General features: G+C 38.4%; 19 protein-coding genes. 9 read left to right on the forward strand and 10 right to left on the reverse strand.

The genetic code is table 11. The features are described 5' to 3' along the window. Positions 1–4 precede the first annotated feature (4 nt). Positions 5–2083: a glycine--tRNA ligase subunit beta gene (gene glyS, locus VH441_RS04510; RefSeq protein WP_434354289.1), complete on the reverse strand. Its 2079-nt coding sequence runs from the start codon at positions 2081–2083 to the stop codon at positions 5–7. Positions 2084–2340: 257 nt separating this feature from the next. On the opposite strand from glyS, the gene VH441_RS04515 reads away from it, so the two are divergent. The 9 genes from VH441_RS04515 (at position 2341) to VH441_RS04555 (ending at position 12799) form a co-directional block, all read left to right on the forward strand. Continuing rightward, on the forward strand, positions 2341–3300 hold the full coding sequence (locus tag VH441_RS04515; protein WP_434354290.1) for a metallophosphoesterase: 960 nt from the start codon (positions 2341–2343) through the stop codon (positions 3298–3300). A gap of 301 nt (positions 3301–3601) precedes the next feature. Continuing rightward, complete coding sequence (locus VH441_RS04520) at positions 3602–6283, forward strand: autotransporter domain-containing protein (protein WP_434354291.1); 2682 nt, start codon at positions 3602–3604, stop codon at positions 6281–6283. Positions 6284–6452: 169 nt separating this feature from the next. Next, a complete protein-coding gene (gene purE, locus VH441_RS04525) occupies positions 6453–6992 on the forward strand; it encodes a 5-(carboxyamino)imidazole ribonucleotide mutase (RefSeq protein ID WP_434354292.1) in 540 nt (179 codons plus the stop codon). A gap of 91 nt (positions 6993–7083) precedes the next feature. Continuing rightward, a complete protein-coding gene (locus tag VH441_RS04530) occupies positions 7084–8283 on the forward strand; it encodes a 5-(carboxyamino)imidazole ribonucleotide synthase (RefSeq protein WP_434354293.1) in 1200 nt (399 codons plus the stop codon). A 205-nt stretch (positions 8284–8488) separates the two neighbouring features. Continuing rightward, positions 8489–9418, forward strand: a complete 930-nt coding sequence (locus VH441_RS04535; protein WP_434354294.1) for an alpha/beta fold hydrolase — start codon at positions 8489–8491, stop codon at positions 9416–9418. A 185-nt stretch (positions 9419–9603) separates the two neighbouring features. After that, positions 9604–10425: a 2,3,4,5-tetrahydropyridine-2,6-dicarboxylate N-succinyltransferase gene (gene dapD, locus VH441_RS04540; protein WP_434354295.1), complete on the forward strand. Its 822-nt coding sequence runs from the start codon at positions 9604–9606 to the stop codon at positions 10423–10425. Between the two features lie 104 nt (positions 10426–10529). Then, on the forward strand, positions 10530–11279 hold the full coding sequence (gene queE / locus VH441_RS04545; protein WP_434354296.1) for a 7-carboxy-7-deazaguanine synthase QueE: 750 nt from the start codon (positions 10530–10532) through the stop codon (positions 11277–11279). A gap of 5 nt (positions 11280–11284) precedes the next feature. After that, complete coding sequence (locus VH441_RS04550) at positions 11285–11920, forward strand: trimeric intracellular cation channel family protein (RefSeq protein WP_434354297.1); 636 nt, start codon at positions 11285–11287, stop codon at positions 11918–11920. A gap of 84 nt (positions 11921–12004) precedes the next feature. Then, positions 12005–12799: a TrmH family RNA methyltransferase gene (locus VH441_RS04555; protein WP_434354298.1), complete on the forward strand. Its 795-nt coding sequence runs from the start codon at positions 12005–12007 to the stop codon at positions 12797–12799. A gap of 33 nt (positions 12800–12832) precedes the next feature. On the opposite strand, the gene VH441_RS04560 is transcribed toward VH441_RS04555, so the two are convergent. From VH441_RS04560 to VH441_RS04600, 9 genes are all read right to left on the reverse strand, one after another. Further along, entirely contained in the window at positions 12833–13396 is a 564-nt protein-coding gene (locus VH441_RS04560; RefSeq protein ID WP_434354299.1) for a hypothetical protein, read from the reverse strand. A gap of 8 nt (positions 13397–13404) precedes the next feature. Then, positions 13405–14028 carry a copper chaperone PCu(A)C gene (locus VH441_RS04565; RefSeq protein WP_434354300.1) on the reverse strand — a complete coding sequence of 208 codons (624 nt, stop codon included), beginning with the start codon at positions 14026–14028 and terminating at the stop codon, positions 13405–13407. Between the two features lie 41 nt (positions 14029–14069). After that, entirely contained in the window at positions 14070–14735 is a 666-nt protein-coding gene (locus VH441_RS04570) for an SCO family protein (protein ID WP_434354301.1), read from the reverse strand. 17 nt (positions 14736–14752) lie between these two features. Next, the gene (cyoE, locus tag VH441_RS04575) at positions 14753–15622 is read right to left on the reverse strand and encodes a heme o synthase (protein ID WP_434354302.1); all 870 of its coding nucleotides are present in this window, start codon (positions 15620–15622) and stop codon (positions 14753–14755) included. 36 nt (positions 15623–15658) lie between these two features. Continuing rightward, positions 15659–16000, reverse strand: coding sequence for a cytochrome o ubiquinol oxidase subunit IV (gene cyoD, locus VH441_RS04580; RefSeq protein ID WP_434354303.1), 342 nt, complete (start codon positions 15998–16000; stop codon positions 15659–15661). Beyond that, a complete protein-coding gene (gene cyoC, locus VH441_RS04585) occupies positions 16000–16614 on the reverse strand; it encodes a cytochrome o ubiquinol oxidase subunit III (RefSeq protein WP_434354304.1) in 615 nt (204 codons plus the stop codon). The genes cyoD and cyoC overlap by 1 nt, the downstream gene beginning before the upstream one ends. A 150-nt stretch (positions 16615–16764) precedes the next feature. Further along, a complete protein-coding gene (locus tag VH441_RS04590) occupies positions 16765–18777 on the reverse strand; it encodes a cbb3-type cytochrome c oxidase subunit I (protein ID WP_434354358.1) in 2013 nt (670 codons plus the stop codon). Positions 18778–18881: 104 nt separating this feature from the next. Continuing rightward, the gene (gene cyoA / locus VH441_RS04595; protein ID WP_434354305.1) at positions 18882–19835 is read right to left on the reverse strand and encodes a ubiquinol oxidase subunit II; all 954 of its coding nucleotides are present in this window, start codon (positions 19833–19835) and stop codon (positions 18882–18884) included. A gap of 346 nt (positions 19836–20181) precedes the next feature. After that, positions 20182–20781 (reverse strand): hypothetical protein, encoded by a 600-nt coding sequence (locus VH441_RS04600; protein WP_434354306.1) that lies wholly within the window; start codon positions 20779–20781, stop codon positions 20182–20184. Positions 20782–20824: the final 43 nt, after the last annotated feature.

A 20824-nucleotide genomic window follows, 5' to 3' on the forward strand; every position in this document is an offset into this window, starting at 1 on the left:
AGTACTAACCTTGTAGCTCACCAATATCAGCAACCAATAAAAACAACTCACGTACTTGTTTAAGCAAAGCAAGACGATTGTTTTTTAATGCCGCATCATCGGCATTAACCATGACCTTATCAAAAAAGTCAGTCAATGGGGCGTCTAAACTAACCAAAGTTTGCATAATTTTTTGATAGTTAGACTCAGCTTGCAATGGCGCAACCTCTTTTTGTGATTTACTAACCACATCATATAAAGATTTTTCTGAAGCTTCCGTCAGTAAATCTGCACTGACTGTATCCGCAACCGCTACTTCTGCTTTGGCTAAGATGTTTGCCACACGTTTATTGTTTTCGGCAAGTTTACTGGCTTGTGGTAGTTCACGGAATGCTTGCACCGCATGGATACGTTGATCAAAATCTAATGGCTGCTGAGTACTGATTGCCTGTACTGCTTGGATGGTATCAACACTAATACCTTGCTCGGTATACATCGCACGGTAACGAGAGTTTACAAAGCCCATCACTTGTGTTTTGGTATTACCTTCAGTCAGTTTACTACCATAATTAACAATTGCCTGCTCTACCAAGTCATCTAAGCTAATAGGTAATTGTTTTTCTATCAAGATGCGTAAAATACCAATTGCAGAACGGCGAAGACTAAATGGATCTTTTGACCCTGTTGGCGCTTGACCAATACCAAAAATACCAACCAAAGTATCAATGCGGTCAGCTAATGCCAAACAAATACCAACGGGGGTTTTTGGCAGTTTATCACCACTAAATTTTGGCAAATATTGCTCCTCAATGGCGGCGGCAACGGTTTCTGGCTCACCATTTAGGCGCGCATAATAAGTACCCGCAATGCCTTGCAACTCTGTAAATTCATATACCAAATTACTTGTCAGGTCAGCTTTTGCTAAGTGTGCTGCTCGTACAGCATCTGCTTCGGTAACCGCTTGACCATTGTTAGTAAGTAACTGAGCAACATATGTCGCTAATTTAGCCATACGTTCTGACTTATCCCAAATAGTGCCTAATTGGTCTTGGAATACTTGCGTCTTTAAATTTTCGGTTAAATCAATCAAAGGCTGTTTTTGATCTTGTAAAAAGAAGAACTCAGCATCTGACAAACGTGGGCGAACGACTTTTTCATTACCTTCGATTACTTGCGCTGGGTCTTTTGACTCAATATTGCTAATAAACACAAAATACGGTAATAGTTTTCCGGTTTCATCGGTTAAGCAAAAATATTTTTGGTCTGCTTGCATGGTTTTAATAAGTGCTTCTTGCGGCACTTGTAAAAAACGCTCTTCAAAACTTGCTCGCAATGCGACTGGCAAATCAACCAAGGCAGTTACTTCGTCAAGTAACTCTTGCGGCACAATTGCCACAGCATTGACTTCGTTAGACAGTTTTTCTACTTGTTCAACAATTTGCTTTTGACGTTTGTCAAAGTCTGCCACTACTTTTAAACCATCTAACACGCTTTCATAGTCGCTTGCACTAGCCAGCTCTACAAAATCTGGCGCATGGAATCGATGCCCACGAGTTTGCTTGCCTGTTTGATAGCCCTGAATATTAGCATCGATGACCTTGTCATCTTGCATCAACACCACCCACTGAACTGGGCGGACAAACTCGTTACGGCTATCACCAGAGCGCATGCGTTTTGCAATCGGCAAATCATCTAATGCTTTTTGAAAAACTGCTGGCAGTAAATCAGCAACTTTTTGACCTTGTATTGTTTGCTCATAACCAATGTAATCACCTTTATCTGTGTTGATGGTCATCAGCTCGGTTACATCAATGCCCAAGCCCATTGCAAACCCAGTTGCCGCTTTTGTTGGATTACCATCTGCATCGTACGCCGCTCTAACCGCAGGACCACGTTTGGTTTCTACTCTATCTGGCTGTTTATCAGCAATTCCGTCAATTTGAATTGCCAAGCGACGTGGCGCTGCAAAAGCCTTTAACGTATCATAACTAATGTTATTGGTGGCTAATTGCTCTGTGACACTTGTTGATAAGGCATCACGTAATTTTTTTAAATTTTTTGGTGGCAACTCTTCACTGCCAAGTTCAAACAAAATCGTTGTCATGTTGTTTTCTCAAGATATAAAGACAATATTAAAATCATTTTCAAGCGATTATAACAAAATCGAAGCCTTGTATGTTGTTAAAGTAATGATGAGATATGCTCGCAAACTTTAAGCAAAAAGACATGATAATATATTGATTAAATAAGTACCATTAAATATCAGCGCAAATATCAACGCTTTGGGATATCTAAACTTTGAACATTTCAATACAACATCTAGCTATGATATTTAATGTGTGACATCTAAAAGGATAATAAATGATATATGACATTATTGGCGATATCCATGGTCAGGCAAACAAACTGGTCGGACTATTAACACAATTGGGTTATACGCTAACCAGCAACCAACATGGTACCTATTACGCACCGCCAAAAAACCATAGAGCAATTTTTATTGGTGACTTAATTGATCGAGGCGAACAAGAGGTCAAAACACTAGAAATTGTTTTTGCCATGCTTGATGCTGGTGTTGCCGATGCGGTTATGGGCAATCACGAATACAACGCCTTAGCATTTGCCACGTTAAACAAAACAAAAAACGATGGCAGCTATTTACGCTCACACTCTGCTGTACACCAGAATCAACATAAAGAATTTTTGGCAGAAGTCCCTTTTGGTTCTGCAAAACATGAATACTGGCTAAAGCGTTTTTACGAGTTACCGCTATGGATAGAAACAGAACACGCTTGCTTTATACATGCCTGCTGGGATGTGGATAACATGGCAGTATTACAGTCATGTTTATCCCATGACAATAAGCTTACCGAAACTGGGCTACAAAAAACGGGACAAAAACACAGTAAAGAATACAATGCCCTTGAACGGTTATTAAAAGGTGTAGAAACACCCTTACCTGCTGGTCTTTATATGCTTGATAAGGATGGAGCAAAACGCCGTAATGTACGTGTTAAGTGGTGGCTAGATGAAATAAACAATCAACCAATACATCATATAGCAAGGGCAGCGGATTCTAGCTTGGCACAAATCCCAAAAGATGCCATCACCAGCCCAATTGATTTTATTTTTAAAACCGATAAACCCGTTTTTATTGGGCATTATTGGATGAATGGCATCCCTGAACCATTGAGCAAGCAGGTGGTTTGTGTTGATTATTCTGCAGCAATAGACACCGGTTTTTTAACTTGCTATCAGTTTGATACTGCAAAACCTTTACCGTTAAGTAAAAATAACTTTGTGCAGTTTGTTCATTATTAGTTTTTTCAAATTAGCACTCTTTTAAACTTAAATTTTAGTTTAGGGTGAGTTACTCAGACGCTAATAAAAACTTTTGGTTTAACTCAAATGAGGGTCACACTTTAACAAACTAACAGAAAAAAACACTTTTTTTCATTGACGGTGTTAACAAAATTTATCTACCAACACACAATCCAATAATAAAATTGTGTGTTTTTTGTATCTATTCCCCTCCTCTTATTGCTATTTTTTAGTTTTGTTTTATACAATCATTCTCATCTTACAAATTAAACAGTTAGTTTGTTAACCAATGGGAGTTTTTATGAATCATGTGTATCGCGTTGTTTTTAATCGTTCATTAGGTGTTTGGCAATGTGTTAGTGAGTTGGCAAAATCGAATGGAAAATCTAAGAGTCAAAAGTCTACGATACTAAAACCATTGGCATTTTCTTTAGCTGGGTCATTGGCATTGATTTCAGGTTCAGCAATGGCGGTAGAGGATAATACTTTGCATGAAGTCGATGGGAAAACCATTATCGGTTTAAACGAAAATGATACCGCTAATGTTACTTTTGATTCAGGGCGTAATTCATACGGAGACTTCATTATCGGAAAAGCGGCTGGTAGTAATGCAACCCTTACCATTGCTGGTCAAGACACTTTCTTTAATGCTGACAATTTAACTATCGGTGATGAGGGCACTGGTACAATCAAGCTATCAAACCGACCAAACTCTATCGGACATATATATACTAAAGATATAACGTATCTTGGTCTTAAAGAGACTGGCGTGGGCACCTTAGACCTTAATAATAATAGCATAAGCACATCGTACTTAGTTGTTGGTGGAGAAGGTTCAGGCATTTTAACAACAACAAGTACAGAAGATGGAAGTACCATCTTAAAGATAGGAGGAATTACTCGCTTTTCCGATTCAAAACAATCTGAAATCTATTTTAATGGTGGTGGTATTGAAATGGATGCTCCTGAAACTGATTTATTTGAGAATTTTACAGCAGATAATATAATTCAATTAAAAGAAGGTGGCGTTTATATTGACACTAATGATTATGAAACCTTTATTGATCCTAACGCCGTAATAACAGGTACTTCAAAATTTGACTATAAAGAAACTTATCAAGGTGGCTTAGGTAAAACAGGTAATGCACCTCTTCATATGTCATCTGACACAATCCAATGGGATGGTGATTTAGGAATCTCTGAAGGCAAGGTAATCATTGATGGCAACTATGCTATGAAAAATGATGATACATTGATTATTGGAATTTTAGATAATGACAATGATGAAGAAAAAGAAAAATATGCCGATATTGACCCTGCTGATTTAGATGGACTTTACCCTGTTGAAGAAAATAATAAAATATACGAATACGGTAAACTCGTCGTAAATGGCACAGCCGATATTAGCAAAGGTGATTTATTGGTTGCCACTTTGGATGATTTAATCAAAAAAATTGATTCTGGTACTGTATTTAAAGATGTTATATCTGCTAATAATTTAATTGGCAAATTCAAAAAAATTGATGACACAAGTCCATTAGTAGATTTTCAGGCAGACTACAGCGATGCTAACAAAGTTCACCTAAAAATGGTAGAAGAAGGCAATGTAGTTGAGCCAACGCCTGATCCAGAGCCAACGCCTGATCCAGAGCCAACGCCTGATCCAGAGCCAACGCCTGATCCAGAGCCAACGCCTGATCCAGAGCCAACGCCTGATCCAGAGCCAACGCCTGATCCAGAGCCAACGCCTGATCCAGAGCCAACGCCTGATCCAGAGCCAACGCCTGATCCAGAGCCAACGCCTGATCCAGAGCCAACGCCTGATCCAGAGCCAACGCCTGATCCAGCCGATGATAAAGCGTTTGTTAAAGCTGTCAAGCAAAATGATAAATTATTTGCCCTGCCAGTTGCAAAAGTGTTAGACGCATCAATTACAGACCGTGTTAACGGTAATAAAAATGCTTTGGCAAATGCCTTAATTAGCGATACACAAAATATGAGCAGTCGCGATCTTGCCGATGTTGCTCAACAAACCCTGCCATTACACATTGGCTCGGTTAATCGTATGCTTACCGACGTCAATACCACTGCAGTTGATGCCATCTACGCACATCAGCTGTTTGCAGACCTTGATGGTATGGCAACAACAAACAAGCCTCAACGCCATTTATGGGCAGTTGCAACAGGTAAAGACAGCACACAAAACCACAACGACAGCCTAGGCTACAACATAGAAGACAGAGGCGTTGTGCTTGGTATTGATAATGCCTTTACTAACAAACTACACTTAGGCGTTGCTTTTGCAGTCAATCAAAGTGACTCAAATACAGATGGTCATACCATCAATCATACTGCAGACATAACCACCGCCGAGATGATTGGCTATGGTAAATATGATGCCAGCGATGCTACCACAGCTCATTTCCATCTTGGTGCAGGTCAAGGTAATGTTAAAGGGACTCGTCATCTTAACTTTGCTGGTGTAAAAGCAGAGTCAGATTACAATGCAAGCATTGTCAGCGCAGGCGTAGGCATTAGTCACCGTATTGGGGATAACACACAAAGTATTACACCATTTGTACGCACTGATTACAGCCGTGTCAATAGTGACGCATATCAAGAAACAAAAGGCGGTGCTTACAACCTAAACGTTGATAAACACACCTATGATTCATTTACAACCACACTGGGTGCAAACTTTAAAAAATCTATTTCACCCAAGCTATCTGTAACAGGATTATTGGCTGGTGGTATACAAAGTGGCGATAACTATGCAGATATTACAGCCAGATTTGTTGACATACCAAATACCTCATTTACCGTCCGTGAGCAAGAAATTGGAGAAGGATTTGGTCAAGCTGGATTAGGTTTAAGCTATCAACCAACTGACACAATAGAAATCTCTGGTCAATATGCTGGTAAATGGCGCAATAATGGCTATGATGAACAAGGGTTTGCGCTTCTATTTAACAAGAAATTTTAATATACAATCATCACAATAAAAATAAGACCTTGTTCATCGAGGTCTTTTTTATTTTATACTCTTTTATCTACCAAAGTTTTTAGGTATTATTATAAGTTTCCTTATTTTATTGTCTAATAAACTGATAATAAGATAAAAACAGATACACTCAACCAGTAGGAAACAACATATGAGTAACGCAGAACAACCAGCACCAATCGCCTCTCCCGCAGGTCAAGCCAAAGTTGGTATCATTATGGGCTCTCAGTCAGACTGGGCAACCATGAACCTAGGCGTTCAACTGCTTGCAGATTTTGGTATCCCTTTTGAATGCGAAGTTGTTTCTGCTCACCGCACTCCAGACAAACTTTTTGACTATGCTAAATCAGCAAAAGACAAAGGTTTACAAGTAATTATTGCAGGCGCTGGTGGTGCTGCTCACCTGCCAGGTATGTGTGCCAGTCAAACGCCACTACCTGTGCTTGGGGTGCCTGTTAAGTCATCAACTTTAAGCGGTTGGGATAGCCTACTGTCTATTGTACAAATGCCAAAAGGTATTGCTGTAGGCACATTGGCAATTGGGACATCCGGTGCATTCAATGCTGGTTTACTGGCCATACAAATATTGGCTTTGCAAGATACAACCATTGCAAACAAACTTAATGATTTCCGCCAAAGCCAAACAGATACCATTCTTGCTAGCCCAACGCCTGGTATTGTTAACACTTAATTTAGTCACACAATAGGTTGGTTTTAACTCGCCTTATTAAACAAACGTATATTGGTGGTTTTACCCACCCTACGTTAAGTAGGAATAACTTATGACAACCGCAAACGCTAATCCATTAAACCAAACCATCCACACCATTGGTATTTTAGGGGGCGGACAACTTGGGATGATGCTTGCTGAAGCTGCCCTAAAACTTGGCTACCGTTGCATTTTTTTAGAAGATGCAGCAGATTGCCCAGCCGCACTTTACGGCACTGTTTATAACAGCAAACAACTTGATGAGTTTATTCACCAAGCAGATGTATTTACGTTAGAATTTGAAAACACACCCGTAAAAACAGTAAAAAAACTAGAAAAACTCAATCAAAAAGATGATGGAAAACACGGCATGTACCCTTCTGCTTTTGCACTGGAGGTTGCACAAGATCGTCTTACAGAAAAGTCAATGTTTAATGAATTAAACATTGCTACCGTACCATTTTTAGCAGTTTCATCACAGGCAGACTTACAAAAAGCCAGTGAAGAATTGGGTTTACCATTAGTATTAAAAACCAGCCGTGGTGGCTATGATGGAAAAGGGCAATTTGTGGTTCGCACACCACAAGATATCGCCGTCGCATGGCGTGAGCTTGGCGGGGCTGTAACAGGCCGTGGTGATTTAACATCCACACCTGCACCGTTAATTGCTGAGGGCTTTATTAACTTTAGCCGCGAGGTGTCTATCATTGCTGCACGTGGTAAAGATGGCACTGTACGTGCTTATGATTTAGTAGAAAATCATCACCACAACGGCATCCTTGCTAAAACACAAGCCCCCGCAGTGGGCACCAGCCATTTAAATAAAATGGCTCAAAATGCCATCAGCACATTAATGAACCATCTTAACTATGTTGGTGTGTTGGCTTTAGAGCTATTTGTTTGTAAAGATGAAAACGGCAACGATACCATTTTAGCCAATGAAATTGCACCACGTGTACACAATTCTGGACATTGGAGCATTGAAGGCGCTGTTACAAGCCAGTTTGAAAACCACATACGTGCTGTGGTTGGTTTGCCACTAGGCGATACTGACAACGTCCACCCATCTATCATGATTAACGTTTTAGGAGAGTATCCTAACCTAGCCGATGTATTAGCAATCGACGGTAGTCATTATCATACGTATCATAAAGAAGAACGTGAGAATCGTAAAATTGCTCACATTACGTTAATGCCAAATAATGTGACTAATCTAGAGTTATCTGTACAAGAATTAGTTAAAATTTTGCCTAACAAAGTTGGCTTAGGATAATCCTAAACCAATCAACCGGTTTTAGTTACCCACAAGCCTCATGCTTCATACCTAGCATGAGGCTTTGGTTATGTTTATTGATAACAAATAAGTAAAAATACCCAAAATTTTATAACACTGTTAAGGATAGCTTTTGCATAATCACTTACAAATGTGAGAAAATCAAACAAATACTTATTCTTAATCAACCAATTAACCTAATAAAATGAAACAAATAAATCCAAGCCCTATCCTATCAAGCAATCAGTCACATCATTTACACCACACCTTTTATGAACCTGATGGAGACGCTAAAGCAACCTTAATTATTGTCCATGGCATGTGTGAACACAGTGCCCGCTATGATGCCTTTGCAAACCATCTTGCTCAACAAGGCATTGCCGTTGTAACTTATGATCAATTGGGACACGGAAAAACAGCAAAAACAGAAAAAGAATTGGGCTTTTTTGATGCGAACCACCCTGTACAGGTATTACTTAAGGATGTGGTTATCATGGCGCAAACTCTTGAAAAACGTCACCCCAATGCATCTCATTTTATTATGGGGCATTCAATGGGATCGTTTATTGTCCGCAATCTCATCAAACATCATAGCACCTCATTTTCGGGTGTCATTTTAATGGGGACGGCAGACACAAACTTTTTAGCAAAACCACTTATTCCCATGTTTGCAAGCCTAAACAAGGTTGCTGCCAATAGCCCAAGTCAGTGGGCTGCTAATACCATGAATACACAGCTCAATATGCAGCTTAAAAAATCACAACGGGTAAGCAAATATGCTTGGTTATGTAAAAACACCCAAAGCAGAGCGGCATATGAGTCTGATCCACTTTGCGGGTTCACTTTTACTAACAATGGTTTTTTAACTTTATTTTCATTAATGGATAGTGCACTAAATAACAATTGGTACCATACCTTACCCAAAAATTATCCACTCATGTTAGTCAGCGGTAAAGATGATCCTGTTTCTCAAATGGGCAAAGGCATTAAAAAACTTGCCAAACGCTTATTAAAAGAAGGGATGACTCATGTTGAAACCAACTTATATCCAAATATGCGTCATGAACCGCTCAATGAAGATGAGCACATGCTTGTTTATCAAGACATCGTTAACTGGATACTTTTAAACAGTTAATGTTTTAATAAACCCTTGCTCTTTTTGTCTTCTACTTAAATAAAGTAACAGAATATTAATGATTAAAATTAATCATCAATATTCACAATCTTTATTTGCTAAAATAACGTTTTTTAGCGACAATAACCACACTTATTTTTATCATCCTAGTATGTTAAAAGTTTTAAAACTTAAATGGAGTATTTATGTCATTACAACAAACAATCGAACAAGCTTTTGAAAACCTTGCAGATTATAGTCCAAGCACCATGCCACAAGACGTGCGTGACGCTGTTTCTAGTGTTTTAGAACAACTAGACAATGGTAGCCTGCGTGTTGCCGAAAAAATCAATGGTGAATGGGTTGTAAACCAATGGGCTAAAAAAGCCGTGCTGTTATCATTTAGAATGAATGATAACAAACCTATGCCAGCGGGTGAGCATGTTCAGTTTTATGACAAAGTACCTACTAAATTTGCAAACTGGAGCGAAGAACAATTTGCCGAAGCAGGCGTACGCGTCGCACCACCAGCGGTTGCGCGCACTGGCTCATACCAAGCTAAAGGTGTGGTGTTAATGCCATCTTACGTTAATATTGGTGCTTATGTAGATGAAGGCACCATGGTTGACACTTGGGCAACTGTTGGCTCGTGCGCACAAATTGGTAAAAATGTTCACTTATCTGGCGGTGTTGGCATTGGTGGTGTATTAGAGCCACTTCAAGCAAATCCAACAATTATTGAAGATAACTGCTTTATTGGCGCTCGTTCTGAAATTGTTGAAGGCGTTATTGTAGAAGAAGGCTCTGTTATCTCTATGGGCGTTTACATTGGGCAATCTACCAAAATTTATGACCGTGAAACTGGTGAAGTCCATTATGGTCGTGTACCAGCAGGCTCTGTCGTTGTATCAGGCAGTTTGCCAAGCAAAGATGGCTCTCATAGCTTGTACTGTGCTGTGATTGTTAAAAAAGTAGATGCACAAACTCGTGCTAAAACCAGCATCAACGAGCTGCTGCGTTTAGCATAAACACGCATTGATATACAGATTATTTTAATCTGTAGTAAAATGGCTGGGCAAAACTGTCCAGCTGTTTTTTTTAACATCTAAAAAAGGTTAAATATAAAAGCTAAATGACTCAGCTTAACTTAAATTCACACATACCTCTCTCGCCTATGGTTGACCGTCAGGAAACACTGCGTTTAACCGAAATTTTTTATTCCTTACAGGGTGAGGCTTTAGCAAGCGGTCAGCCAACCATTTTTATACGCTTAACTGGTTGCCCTTTACGCTGTGTTTATTGTGATACCACTTACTCATTTAAGGGTGGTGAACGCTTTAGTTTGCAACAAATACTGCAGCACATTAAGCAGTATCCTTGTAAACGTGTTTGTGTTACTGGCGGTGAGCCAATGGCGCAAAAAAATGTTATCTCCTTAATGCAGCTATTGCTTGATAATGGTTATGAGATATCACTAGAAACCGCGGGGGCTTTATCGCTTGCGGATGTGCCTAAAACTGTTTCTAAAGTAATGGATTTAAAAACACCCAGCTCTGGAGAAATAGCAAAAAACCACTGGCAAAATCTAGATTATTTAACCAAACACGACCAAATAAAGTTTGTCATTTGTGATTTAGATGACTATAAATGGGCAAAAGACAAAGTACTTGAGCATGACTTAACCAAAAAGGTGACTGCTGTTTGGTTTTCTCCCATGTTTAATATTGATGACAATCAAGTTGAGAGTCATGATAACCAGACACCTAGCACAATCCCTAATCTTGCAACCAATCTAGCGGATTGGATTTTAGCAGATGGCCTTGATGTCCGCTTACAATTACAACTACATAAAATAATTTGGGCAGATGCCAAAGGTAAATAACCCCCATGCAATACTTTTTTATCGCACCAGATACCATTTTATACCTGTTAGACATGATTGGGGTTGTTGCCTGTGCTGCAGCAGCCACCTTACTTGCCCAGCATAAAGGGTTTGATATTTTTGGATGTATTTTGGTATCTATGGTAAATGGCTTTGGCGGTGGTACAGTACGAGACTTACTGCTAGATAGACACCCTATGTTTTGGATGACCGACTTAAACTATGTTATTGTAATTACCGCCACTTCTTTGATTTTACAAATGTTTTTTCATATTTATCATAAAATTGATAAAGCAGTAAAATTATTTGATGCTATTGGGCTTGCTACTTTTAGTGTCATTGGCTTTAAAGTTGCACTGGCACAGGGGGCATTGCCACTCATTGCTGTATTAATGGGCATTTGCACGGCTATTGTTGGCGGTATGACTCGTGATATTATTTGTAATGAGATACCTTTGGTACTACAAAAAGAAATTTATATCACCGCCAGTATTCTTGGATCTTGTGTTTATCTTGTGCTAGATTGGTTAGGCGTGAATACAGGCTTTAATGATTTTATTATGCTCAGTGTCATTTTTATCATTCGTATGCTTGCAGTAACTTTTGATTGGCATTTACCTTCTATTCGCTTAGTTAGATAAAACTCATTAAATATTTTTTATAAAACTAATAGTCATAGGCTAACCTAATTTTAACTTAAACATAACATATTAACGACCATTATCATGAATTTAACTCCTATTGCTTCGGGCAAAAACCCAACAATCAAACTTATCAGGGCCTTACTCAGCAGCAATAGGCAACGCAATAAGCATGGCAAAACCGTAATAGAAGGCACACATTTGCTAGACTCAGCAATTGCCATTAACTATCCCATTGAACAAGTCTTCTTATCTCAATCAGCAATGCAAAGCAATGAGGTAACCTCTTTGTTAGAGAGACTTGAAAATAGCAACACGCAAATCAACATCCAAGTTGTTAACGATAAACTGTATCAAGATATCCGCACACTAGGTACAGGGATAGACATCATGGCAGTCTTGCCAATTAAGCAAAAAAGTCTGGACACCATCAATACGGATTGCCTCATTTTAAATGATGTACAAGATAGCGGAAATGTCGGCACCCTATTACGCACTGCTGCCGCAATTGGCATACAGCACATTATTTGTACAGCAGGGACAGCGGGCGTATGGTCACCAAAAACACTACGTGCTGGTATGGGTGCGCAGTTTAGTCTAGCTATTTATGAAAATATAGAAATTGATCAAATTGTGTTGCACGTTAACGCCCAAATGATGGCAACCAGCTCACACACTAACAAGCTTATTTACTCACAAGACTTGTCTAATCCAGTTGCTTGGATAATGGGGCATGAAGGACAAGGTGTTTGTCCTGAATTGTTAAAATTGGCGACCCCAATTGCTCTACCCCAGCCTAATGGGCAAGAAAGCTTGAATGTGGCAGTTGCTGGTAGCTTGTGCATGTACGAAACACTAAGACAAAGAAGCTATAGCTAAATCTTAAAGGATATGATTTAGCTATTACCTTTTTTATGGCGTTGCCGAAACCGCTTCGGTTAAATTAACCCCCACCAAACACTGTAAATCTTGATTAATGTTGGTCAAAAATACGGTCTTATTGGGGTTTCTTTTGTATTCAAAATAACGGGTTTTATCGCCTAGCGTACCAATTTGATTATATTTTTTAAATGCTTCTTCACGCGCTGCCATACAAGGCGTGTCTAGCTGATAACTAAGCTTATAATCAACAACACATTCTCCACCCTGATTTTGATAAGCACCAAAGCTTACATGGGCTGGTCTGTCATTATATTCAAGCACACCTGTTATGTTTAATTGGCTATCACTTGCCTGTTGCAAATGTAAGTAATGTTTTTTTTGTAAAATTAACTCACCACCCACTGTTAATACAGCATCTTTACAAACATACCCTGCTGGAACAAGCTCATTTAACTGGGTAAATACTGGGCGCGCTTGTTCTTCTTCACCACTGCTACCACAAGCAGCTAGTAAAACACAGCCAAAAAGCACTGCTAACTTAGCAATGCCTGTTGGTTTATTATTAGAATTATTAATCACTGTAGTTGACTTCATACTAAAAATTAGTTTGCCTTTTCTTCATCATGCTTATGATCGTGCTCTGAATGATCATGCTCGGCACCATCATGGTTATGGGCATCATCTTTCATGTCATGTCCTTCATGGTGCATATGATTCATTTCATCTTTAGATTTAGCAACATCGGCACTCAACTTAAGCTTCTCACCATTACTTAACTCGATGCTCACATTCACTTTATCACCTTCTACCAATGGTTTTTTAAGGTTGATAAACATTAAGTGATTGCCACCTTGTTTTAACGCCATATTGCCATTTGCTGGGATAACAACTTTGTCCATCTTACGCATGATCATTTTACTGTCTTTCATTTCCATTGTATGGAACTCAGTTACAGCCGAAACATCAGAACTAACAGCCGTTACTTCAACATCTTCGCCACCATGGTTAGTAAGAGTAAAGTAAGCAGCAGAAACTGACTGACCAGGGAATGATTCACTCACAAAAGGAGTATCTACAGTAACACCACCTTGTGCGGTTTGTTCGGCATTTTGTTTCGCCTGTTCTGCTACCGTTTGTTGATTTTCTTCTGCTACTTCTTGCTTATTACAGGCTGTTAAACCTGTTGCCAAAATACCAGTTAATGCCAATGTGTATAGTTTTTTCATAATATTCTCCTGAGGATAAATGTACTTTGTAAAACAAATTTTTATTTAATGTCTGCTTCCTGCTGCATACGTTTGATGCGGGCTGCAAGCTCTGTTGGTGTTGTACTGTGGTTCATAGTCGTAATTAGTTTACCATTACCATCAATCATATAAAAACGAGACGAATGGTCAACCGTATAACCAAGTCCAGATCCTTCTAGATCAACTAAGTCAAAAAATACGCCATAATCATCACTTACCTTATCAATTTCGTCTTCTGTACCTGTAATTGCCATAATAATGTTAGGGTTCGCTTCGTTTTTAAAACGCTTGGCATAATAATCAGAAAACTGTTTTAACGATTCTAAATCATCTCTGGCTGGATCTACACTAATAAAAAATACTTGGAGTTTTTCACGCTCTTCATGGTTTAACCGACCAATGGCACTAACAATCGTCCCCATTGATACAGGGCAAGCTTCTGTACAATTTAGAAAACCAAAATAGGCAATAACAACTTTACCTTTATAATCACTAAGAGAAATCTCTCCCATGTGGTTTCGTAAAGTAAACTCACCACCATATTCAGAAACATCTTTAAACTTCTCTCCCAGTGGTTGGTCTGATGTTGCCGCAGCAAAAATACCAATACCACACATGAGTATAAACATAATGGTTGCAAATAAAGAAACTTTACGACGGGTTGATAAACGATCAAAAATAGCCATGGCTACCTCCGATTAACTTAAATAAAAAGAAAGTCTAAAGAAAGAACGAGACTATAGACACTAACAGCAAGAATAGAGGTTAAAAATAATTTTTTACCCCAAACACGTTCGTCAAAATCATCATTTTGAGGCTGATAAAGTGAGACTGTTTGATACATCCAAAAGACACAGATGCCACTTAACACAATCACAGAAACATAACCAATATAGCCAAACCAAAACAATAAAATAATAGACAGCCAGTAGAGTGCTGTATAAAACAGCATTTGTTTTTGAGCAGATTTAACACCTTTTACCAAAGGCAATAATGGAATTTTAGAAGCTTTGTAATCTGTTGTTCTAAAAATAGCAATTGCATAAGAGTGTGGCATTTGCCAAGCACAAAAACCTAAAAAGATAAGTATTGCAGCTAAATCAAATTGCCCTGTGACAGCCAAATAACCGATTACTGGGGGCGCAGCGCCAGATGCACTGCCAATCAGTGTGCCATGTACAGAGCTTCTTTTGTAAAAAACACTGTACATAACAACATATACATAAAAACCAAATAACCCTGTTAAAAAAGCAGGGAATGTTGTAAAAAAATACAAAACTAAAAAACCAGCCATACCAAGTGCATAAGCATATAGCATCGCTGATTTTTTAGTGATTTTACCGACAACTAGTGCTCTTTTTTGAGTACGAGTCATCAGTGAATCAATATCTGTATCAATAATGTTATTAAAGACGCAGCCTGATGCAACAATCAAGCTCACACCTAAAATAGTAAGCGCATATAAAGCAAGGTCTAAACTGCCACCGGAAGCAAGCATAAAGCCGCCAGTTGCTGCTATACAATTGCCCCAAATAATGCCAGGTTTGGCAAGATGATAATAAGCTTTAATCATATCACTGCTTATAATACGCTCAGCCTGAATCATTAATTAATGACCCATTAACATATTGTGGTGCAAGTGGGTGAAAATCCACATAGAACCGATAATAACAACAACAAAGATGAACAAGGTATAAATACCTGTTGATACATTCCAAGATTGCTCTGAAGATGAATTCATATGTAGAAAGAAAATCGCCTGTACTAATAACTGTGCAATAGCACAAAGCATAATAACAGCAATGGCTACCGCACCAGATGCAGCACCCGTCATTACCATACCAAATGGTACGACCGTTAGTACAATTGATAAAATAAGACCAGTTACATACTCTTTTACGCTACCGTGGCTAGCACCACCGTGACCGTGTGTATCGTTATGATTTCCCATTACAATGCTCCCACTAAGTAAACAACACTAAATACACAAATCCAAATAATATCTAGGAAGTGCCAAAATAAAGACAGCATTGACAAACGAACCATGTTATTGCTGCTAAATCCATCACGCATAAAATGGAATGCCAAAACAATCATCCAAATTAAACCTGCTGTCACGTGCAAACCGTGTGTACCGATTAGTCCAAAAAAGCCAGACCAATAACCACTATTTTGAGGAGATGCCCCAATATGTAATAGGTGATTAAATTCGTACAATTCCATACAAATAAAACCAAAACCTAATAACCAGGTGATTACTAACCACATAATGGTACGTGATTTATTTTTAGCATATGCACCAAGCATTGCCATTCCGAAAGTAAAACTACTTACCAATAGTAATGCTGTTTCACCTGCTACAAAATTTAAATCTAATACTTCTTGTGGGTCAACTTGCCCAACGGTACTACTCATACTAAGGACTACATATGTTGCAAACATAGTGGCAAACAATAGGCAGTCACTCATGATATAAGTCCAGAAACCGAACATCGCTAAATCGCCAGAATCATGATGATCGTCATGACCGTCATGCATACCTGCTGTAATTTGATCAGTTGCCATAATTATATTCTCGCTTAAAAATTTATTTTACAAATCATTTATAGAGTCAAAATGGTGAGGTAGCAAAACAAACAATCAATTCACTATTTTATTTTGTTACCTTGCTGTTACTTTTGCCTAGTAAGGCAAAAGTAACCTGACAATCATCTATTATGAGTTCTGACTTTTATAGTTTTCCCAATACTTAGCCTCGTCGGCTTCAATTTCATCAAGCTGTACATAAAAATCACGGTCTTTATTAAAGCTATATGCAAACCAAACAACAATCATGGCTACAAATGAAATTGCTGCTAACCACCAAATATACCAGATCATTGCAAAACCAAATACTGTTGCAAACAACCCGATAAACACACCAGCTGAAGTATATTTAGGCATATGAATTTTGCTATAGCTTGCTGGTTGTACATGTTGACCATCTTGCTTTCTGTAATGGTAATCATCAACCTGGCTAACACGTGGTGTTGTAGCAAAGTTATAATGTGGTGGTGGTGAACTCATAGACCACTCAAGTGTACGACCACCCCATGGATCACCAGTTACATCAATATGTTCTGGCTCATTGCGACGAATAAAGCTGATAACAAAGTTATAAATTTGAACCGCAATACCCGCAAGGATAATCAAAGCACCTGCAAATGAAATATATAATAATGGCTGTAAACTTGCATCGGCAATATAGTTAAGACGACGTGTCATACCATCTAGACCAGCAAAGTATTTAGGCATCCACGCAACAAAGAAACCAATTACCCATAAAGCACAAGCCAATTTACCTAGCTTCTCATCTAACTTGTGACCCATTGCTTTAGGATACCAATAAGTAACACCTGCAAAATAGCCAAATACCGCACCACCAACAATGGTGTTGTGGAAGTGAGCAACTAAGAACATAGAGTTATGCAATACAAAGTCGTTTGAAGGAATAGCAAGCATAACACCTGTCATACCACCAATTGTAAATGTTGTTAAGAAAGCCAGTACCCACCACATAGAGGCAGAGAACTCAACACGACCTTTATACATAGTAAAGATGTAGTTAAACAACTTAACACCTGTTGGGATACCAATCATCATAGTCATGATACCAAAGAAGGCATTCACACTAGCACCAGAACCCATCGTAAAGAAGTGGTGCAACCATACGATAAACGATAAAATCATGATTGATAATGTTGCCCAAACCATTGAGCTGTAACCAAACAGTTTTTTACGTGAGAAGGTAGAAGTTACATCAGCTAAGATACCTAATGCTGGTAGTAATAAGAAGTAAACTTCTGGGTGACCCCATGCCCATACAAGGTTAACCCACATCATTTGGTTACCACCAAGATCAGAGGTAAAGAAGTGCGTACCTAAATAACGATCTAAGGTTAACATTGCAATTGCTGCAGCAAATAATGGGAAGATTAGTACCGCAATACCACTTGCTGCTAATGATGTCCAAGTGAACATTGGCATTTTCCAAAGTGTCATACCTGGCGCACGCATTTTTAGGATGGTAACAATAAAGTTAACGGCAGTTAATGTTGAGCCTAAACCAGATATTTGCAATGACCATATCCAGTAATCAACACCTACCCATGGGCTAAGTTCAATACCTGTTAATGGGACATAAGCAAGCCAACCAGATGCAGCAAACTCACCCAAGAAAAGTGACATCATACATAAGATAACACCACTCACAAACAACCAAAAACTTAACGAGTTTAGCATTGGGAAGGCAACATCACGTGCACCAATTTGTAATGGTACGGCAATGTTCATAAGTCCCACCAAAATTGGTGTTGCGACAAAGAAAATCATGATAACACCATGCGCCGTAAAGACTTGGTCATAGTGTTCTGGGGGTAAATAACCTGCACCTTCAAAGGACTGACTCACCGCAAGTGCTTGGTGAGAAGTCATCATCAACGCATCAGCAAAACCACGTACCAGCATCACTAATGCAACAACAATATACATGATACCAATTTTTTTGTGGTCAACCGAGGTTAGCCAATCTGTCCAAAGTGGCTTCCATAAATTAAATTTGAACATTACAGCTAAAGCAATCAAACCAACAAGTGCTGCAACAGCAAATGTGCCCATCAAGATTGGTTCATGCAAAAATGCAAGAGAATCCATAGTCAGGCGACCAGTTAACGGGTCTGCCTCTGACATTGGTATAAGGGTATAATGACTTGACATAAGTACTACCTTTTGTTAATCAATTATTAAATTTTTCACTAAAATATTAGCTTAAAATATTTAATGGTGGTTGCACTTTAGTGTGCATCAGCCTTGCCATGTGAGTCTTCACTATGGGCTTCGCCATGAGCATCACCATGATGTGCTGCTGGTGCAGGTTGGTTCAAGCCAGCATTTTCATCAATAATATCTTTAAAGCGTAATGGATCTTCGTTTACATAGTACTCAACTGGATTATCACGCGACTTTATTTTTAGTTTTGCGTAAGTAGCATCATCAAGAGTACTGCCAGAGTTTTTAACGCCGTTTACCCAAGCATCATAACCTGCTTTATCTTTAGCCAGTACATTAAAGCGCATGCCACTAAAACCAAAACCACTATAGTTAGATGAGATACCTTTATATACCCCTTCTTCATCAGCCAACAAGTTTAACTTGTTTTCCATGCCACTCATTGCATAAAGCTGACCACCTAAACGTGGAATAAAGAACGAGTTAATTGCAGCATCGGAAGTTAACAAGAACTGAACAGGCTTATCTACTGGTACCGCAATTTCATTTACGGTTGCAATACCCTCTTCTGGATAGATAAACAACCATTTCCAATCCAGTGCAACAACTTGAATTTTTAATGGTCGTTCCTGTGGATTATTTGGTGATACAATTTCTTTGTGAGGGTCAAGCGAATGAGAAGTTTTATAAGCTTCTACTCCTAAAATAGCAATAATTGCAATTGGGATACCCCAAACAATCATTTCTATAATATTTGAGTGTGACCATTCTGGTTTAAATTCTGCCTTATCATTACCTGCACGGTATTTATAAGGGATATAAACAGATAAAAAGATGGTCGGAATAACCACAATTAACATTAGCAATACTGTATATATCATTGTATCGCCAATTGCTTGACCAACTGGCCCTTTAGAATCAAACAATGCCAAATCTTTACATGCTGTTAGTGACATTGTCATCAATGGGAGGCTTGCAATACTTGCTAGCTTTTTTACACGTTTTGAAGATACTACCATGAGTCTATTCATCCCAATTTGTTACTTTGTTTGTAGCTGCAATTAACAAGCTACGAGTATTAAAAAAACAAATAAATTATGCCATTTTATAAAAAAATTAAGCCAGCTTAACCTGCTATATTGCTGCCCTAATAATTAGTGTGATACATTAATGAATTAAGCTAAAAGAAGATTTTTATCATCCTTAATTTGCTTTATTCCCATTATGTTGATCAAACAAATGTTTCACTATATGCAATGACCAAAAAATCTACTAAAATTAAAATGGATATTGCCACATTTTAACATAAAACAGCAATAAAAGTGCAATATTTGCGGTAATAATGGTTAAGCTATTAAATATTCATTAAAACTGTCCAACATTGCGTGTGCCTACTTTTTCTTTATAAAACACACCTAATAATTTTGTATATTCACCATCTGAAGGAAACTGAAACCAATAATTTACCATGGCATTTTCGTGCTCAACAATTTTTACACTAAACAAGATTGGTATTTTATTCGCCGATTTTTTATTGCCATATTTCTCTGCAATAATTTTATTAAACTCGGTTTTATCACGTTTCCCGTTTTCTACCCTAGGCTCAAACCCCCATTGCATGGGCTTATAACCAACTATTTTACCGTACTTTGCTTCAGCGTCGTTTAATACTTTCGCAACATCTTCTTCGGTTAATAAGGGTTTTATTTCTTCAAGCACATAATCATCAGCAATTGTTTTGGCATCTTTGGCAATCATTAAGTCTAATACTTGATTGCTGGTCACGAGGGCTTTTTCATACTGTAAAAAATCTTCGTTAATTGGATTCTCTAAATAATCATCTTGATACGTTCCAGAACGCCCAGAAGAACGCGTATCATAATTACACGCCGTTACGGTAGAAAGCGTTAACGTACCGACCATAACCACACCAACTAATTTCTTTATTATTGAACTTTTATTCATATCCAGTCTCTTACTTATTTTATTTTTTTGCTGACCTTTACTT

Source organism: Psychrobacter sp. HD31 (genome assembly GCF_051097895.1).
Lineage (GTDB): Bacteria > Pseudomonadota > Gammaproteobacteria > Pseudomonadales > Moraxellaceae > Psychrobacter.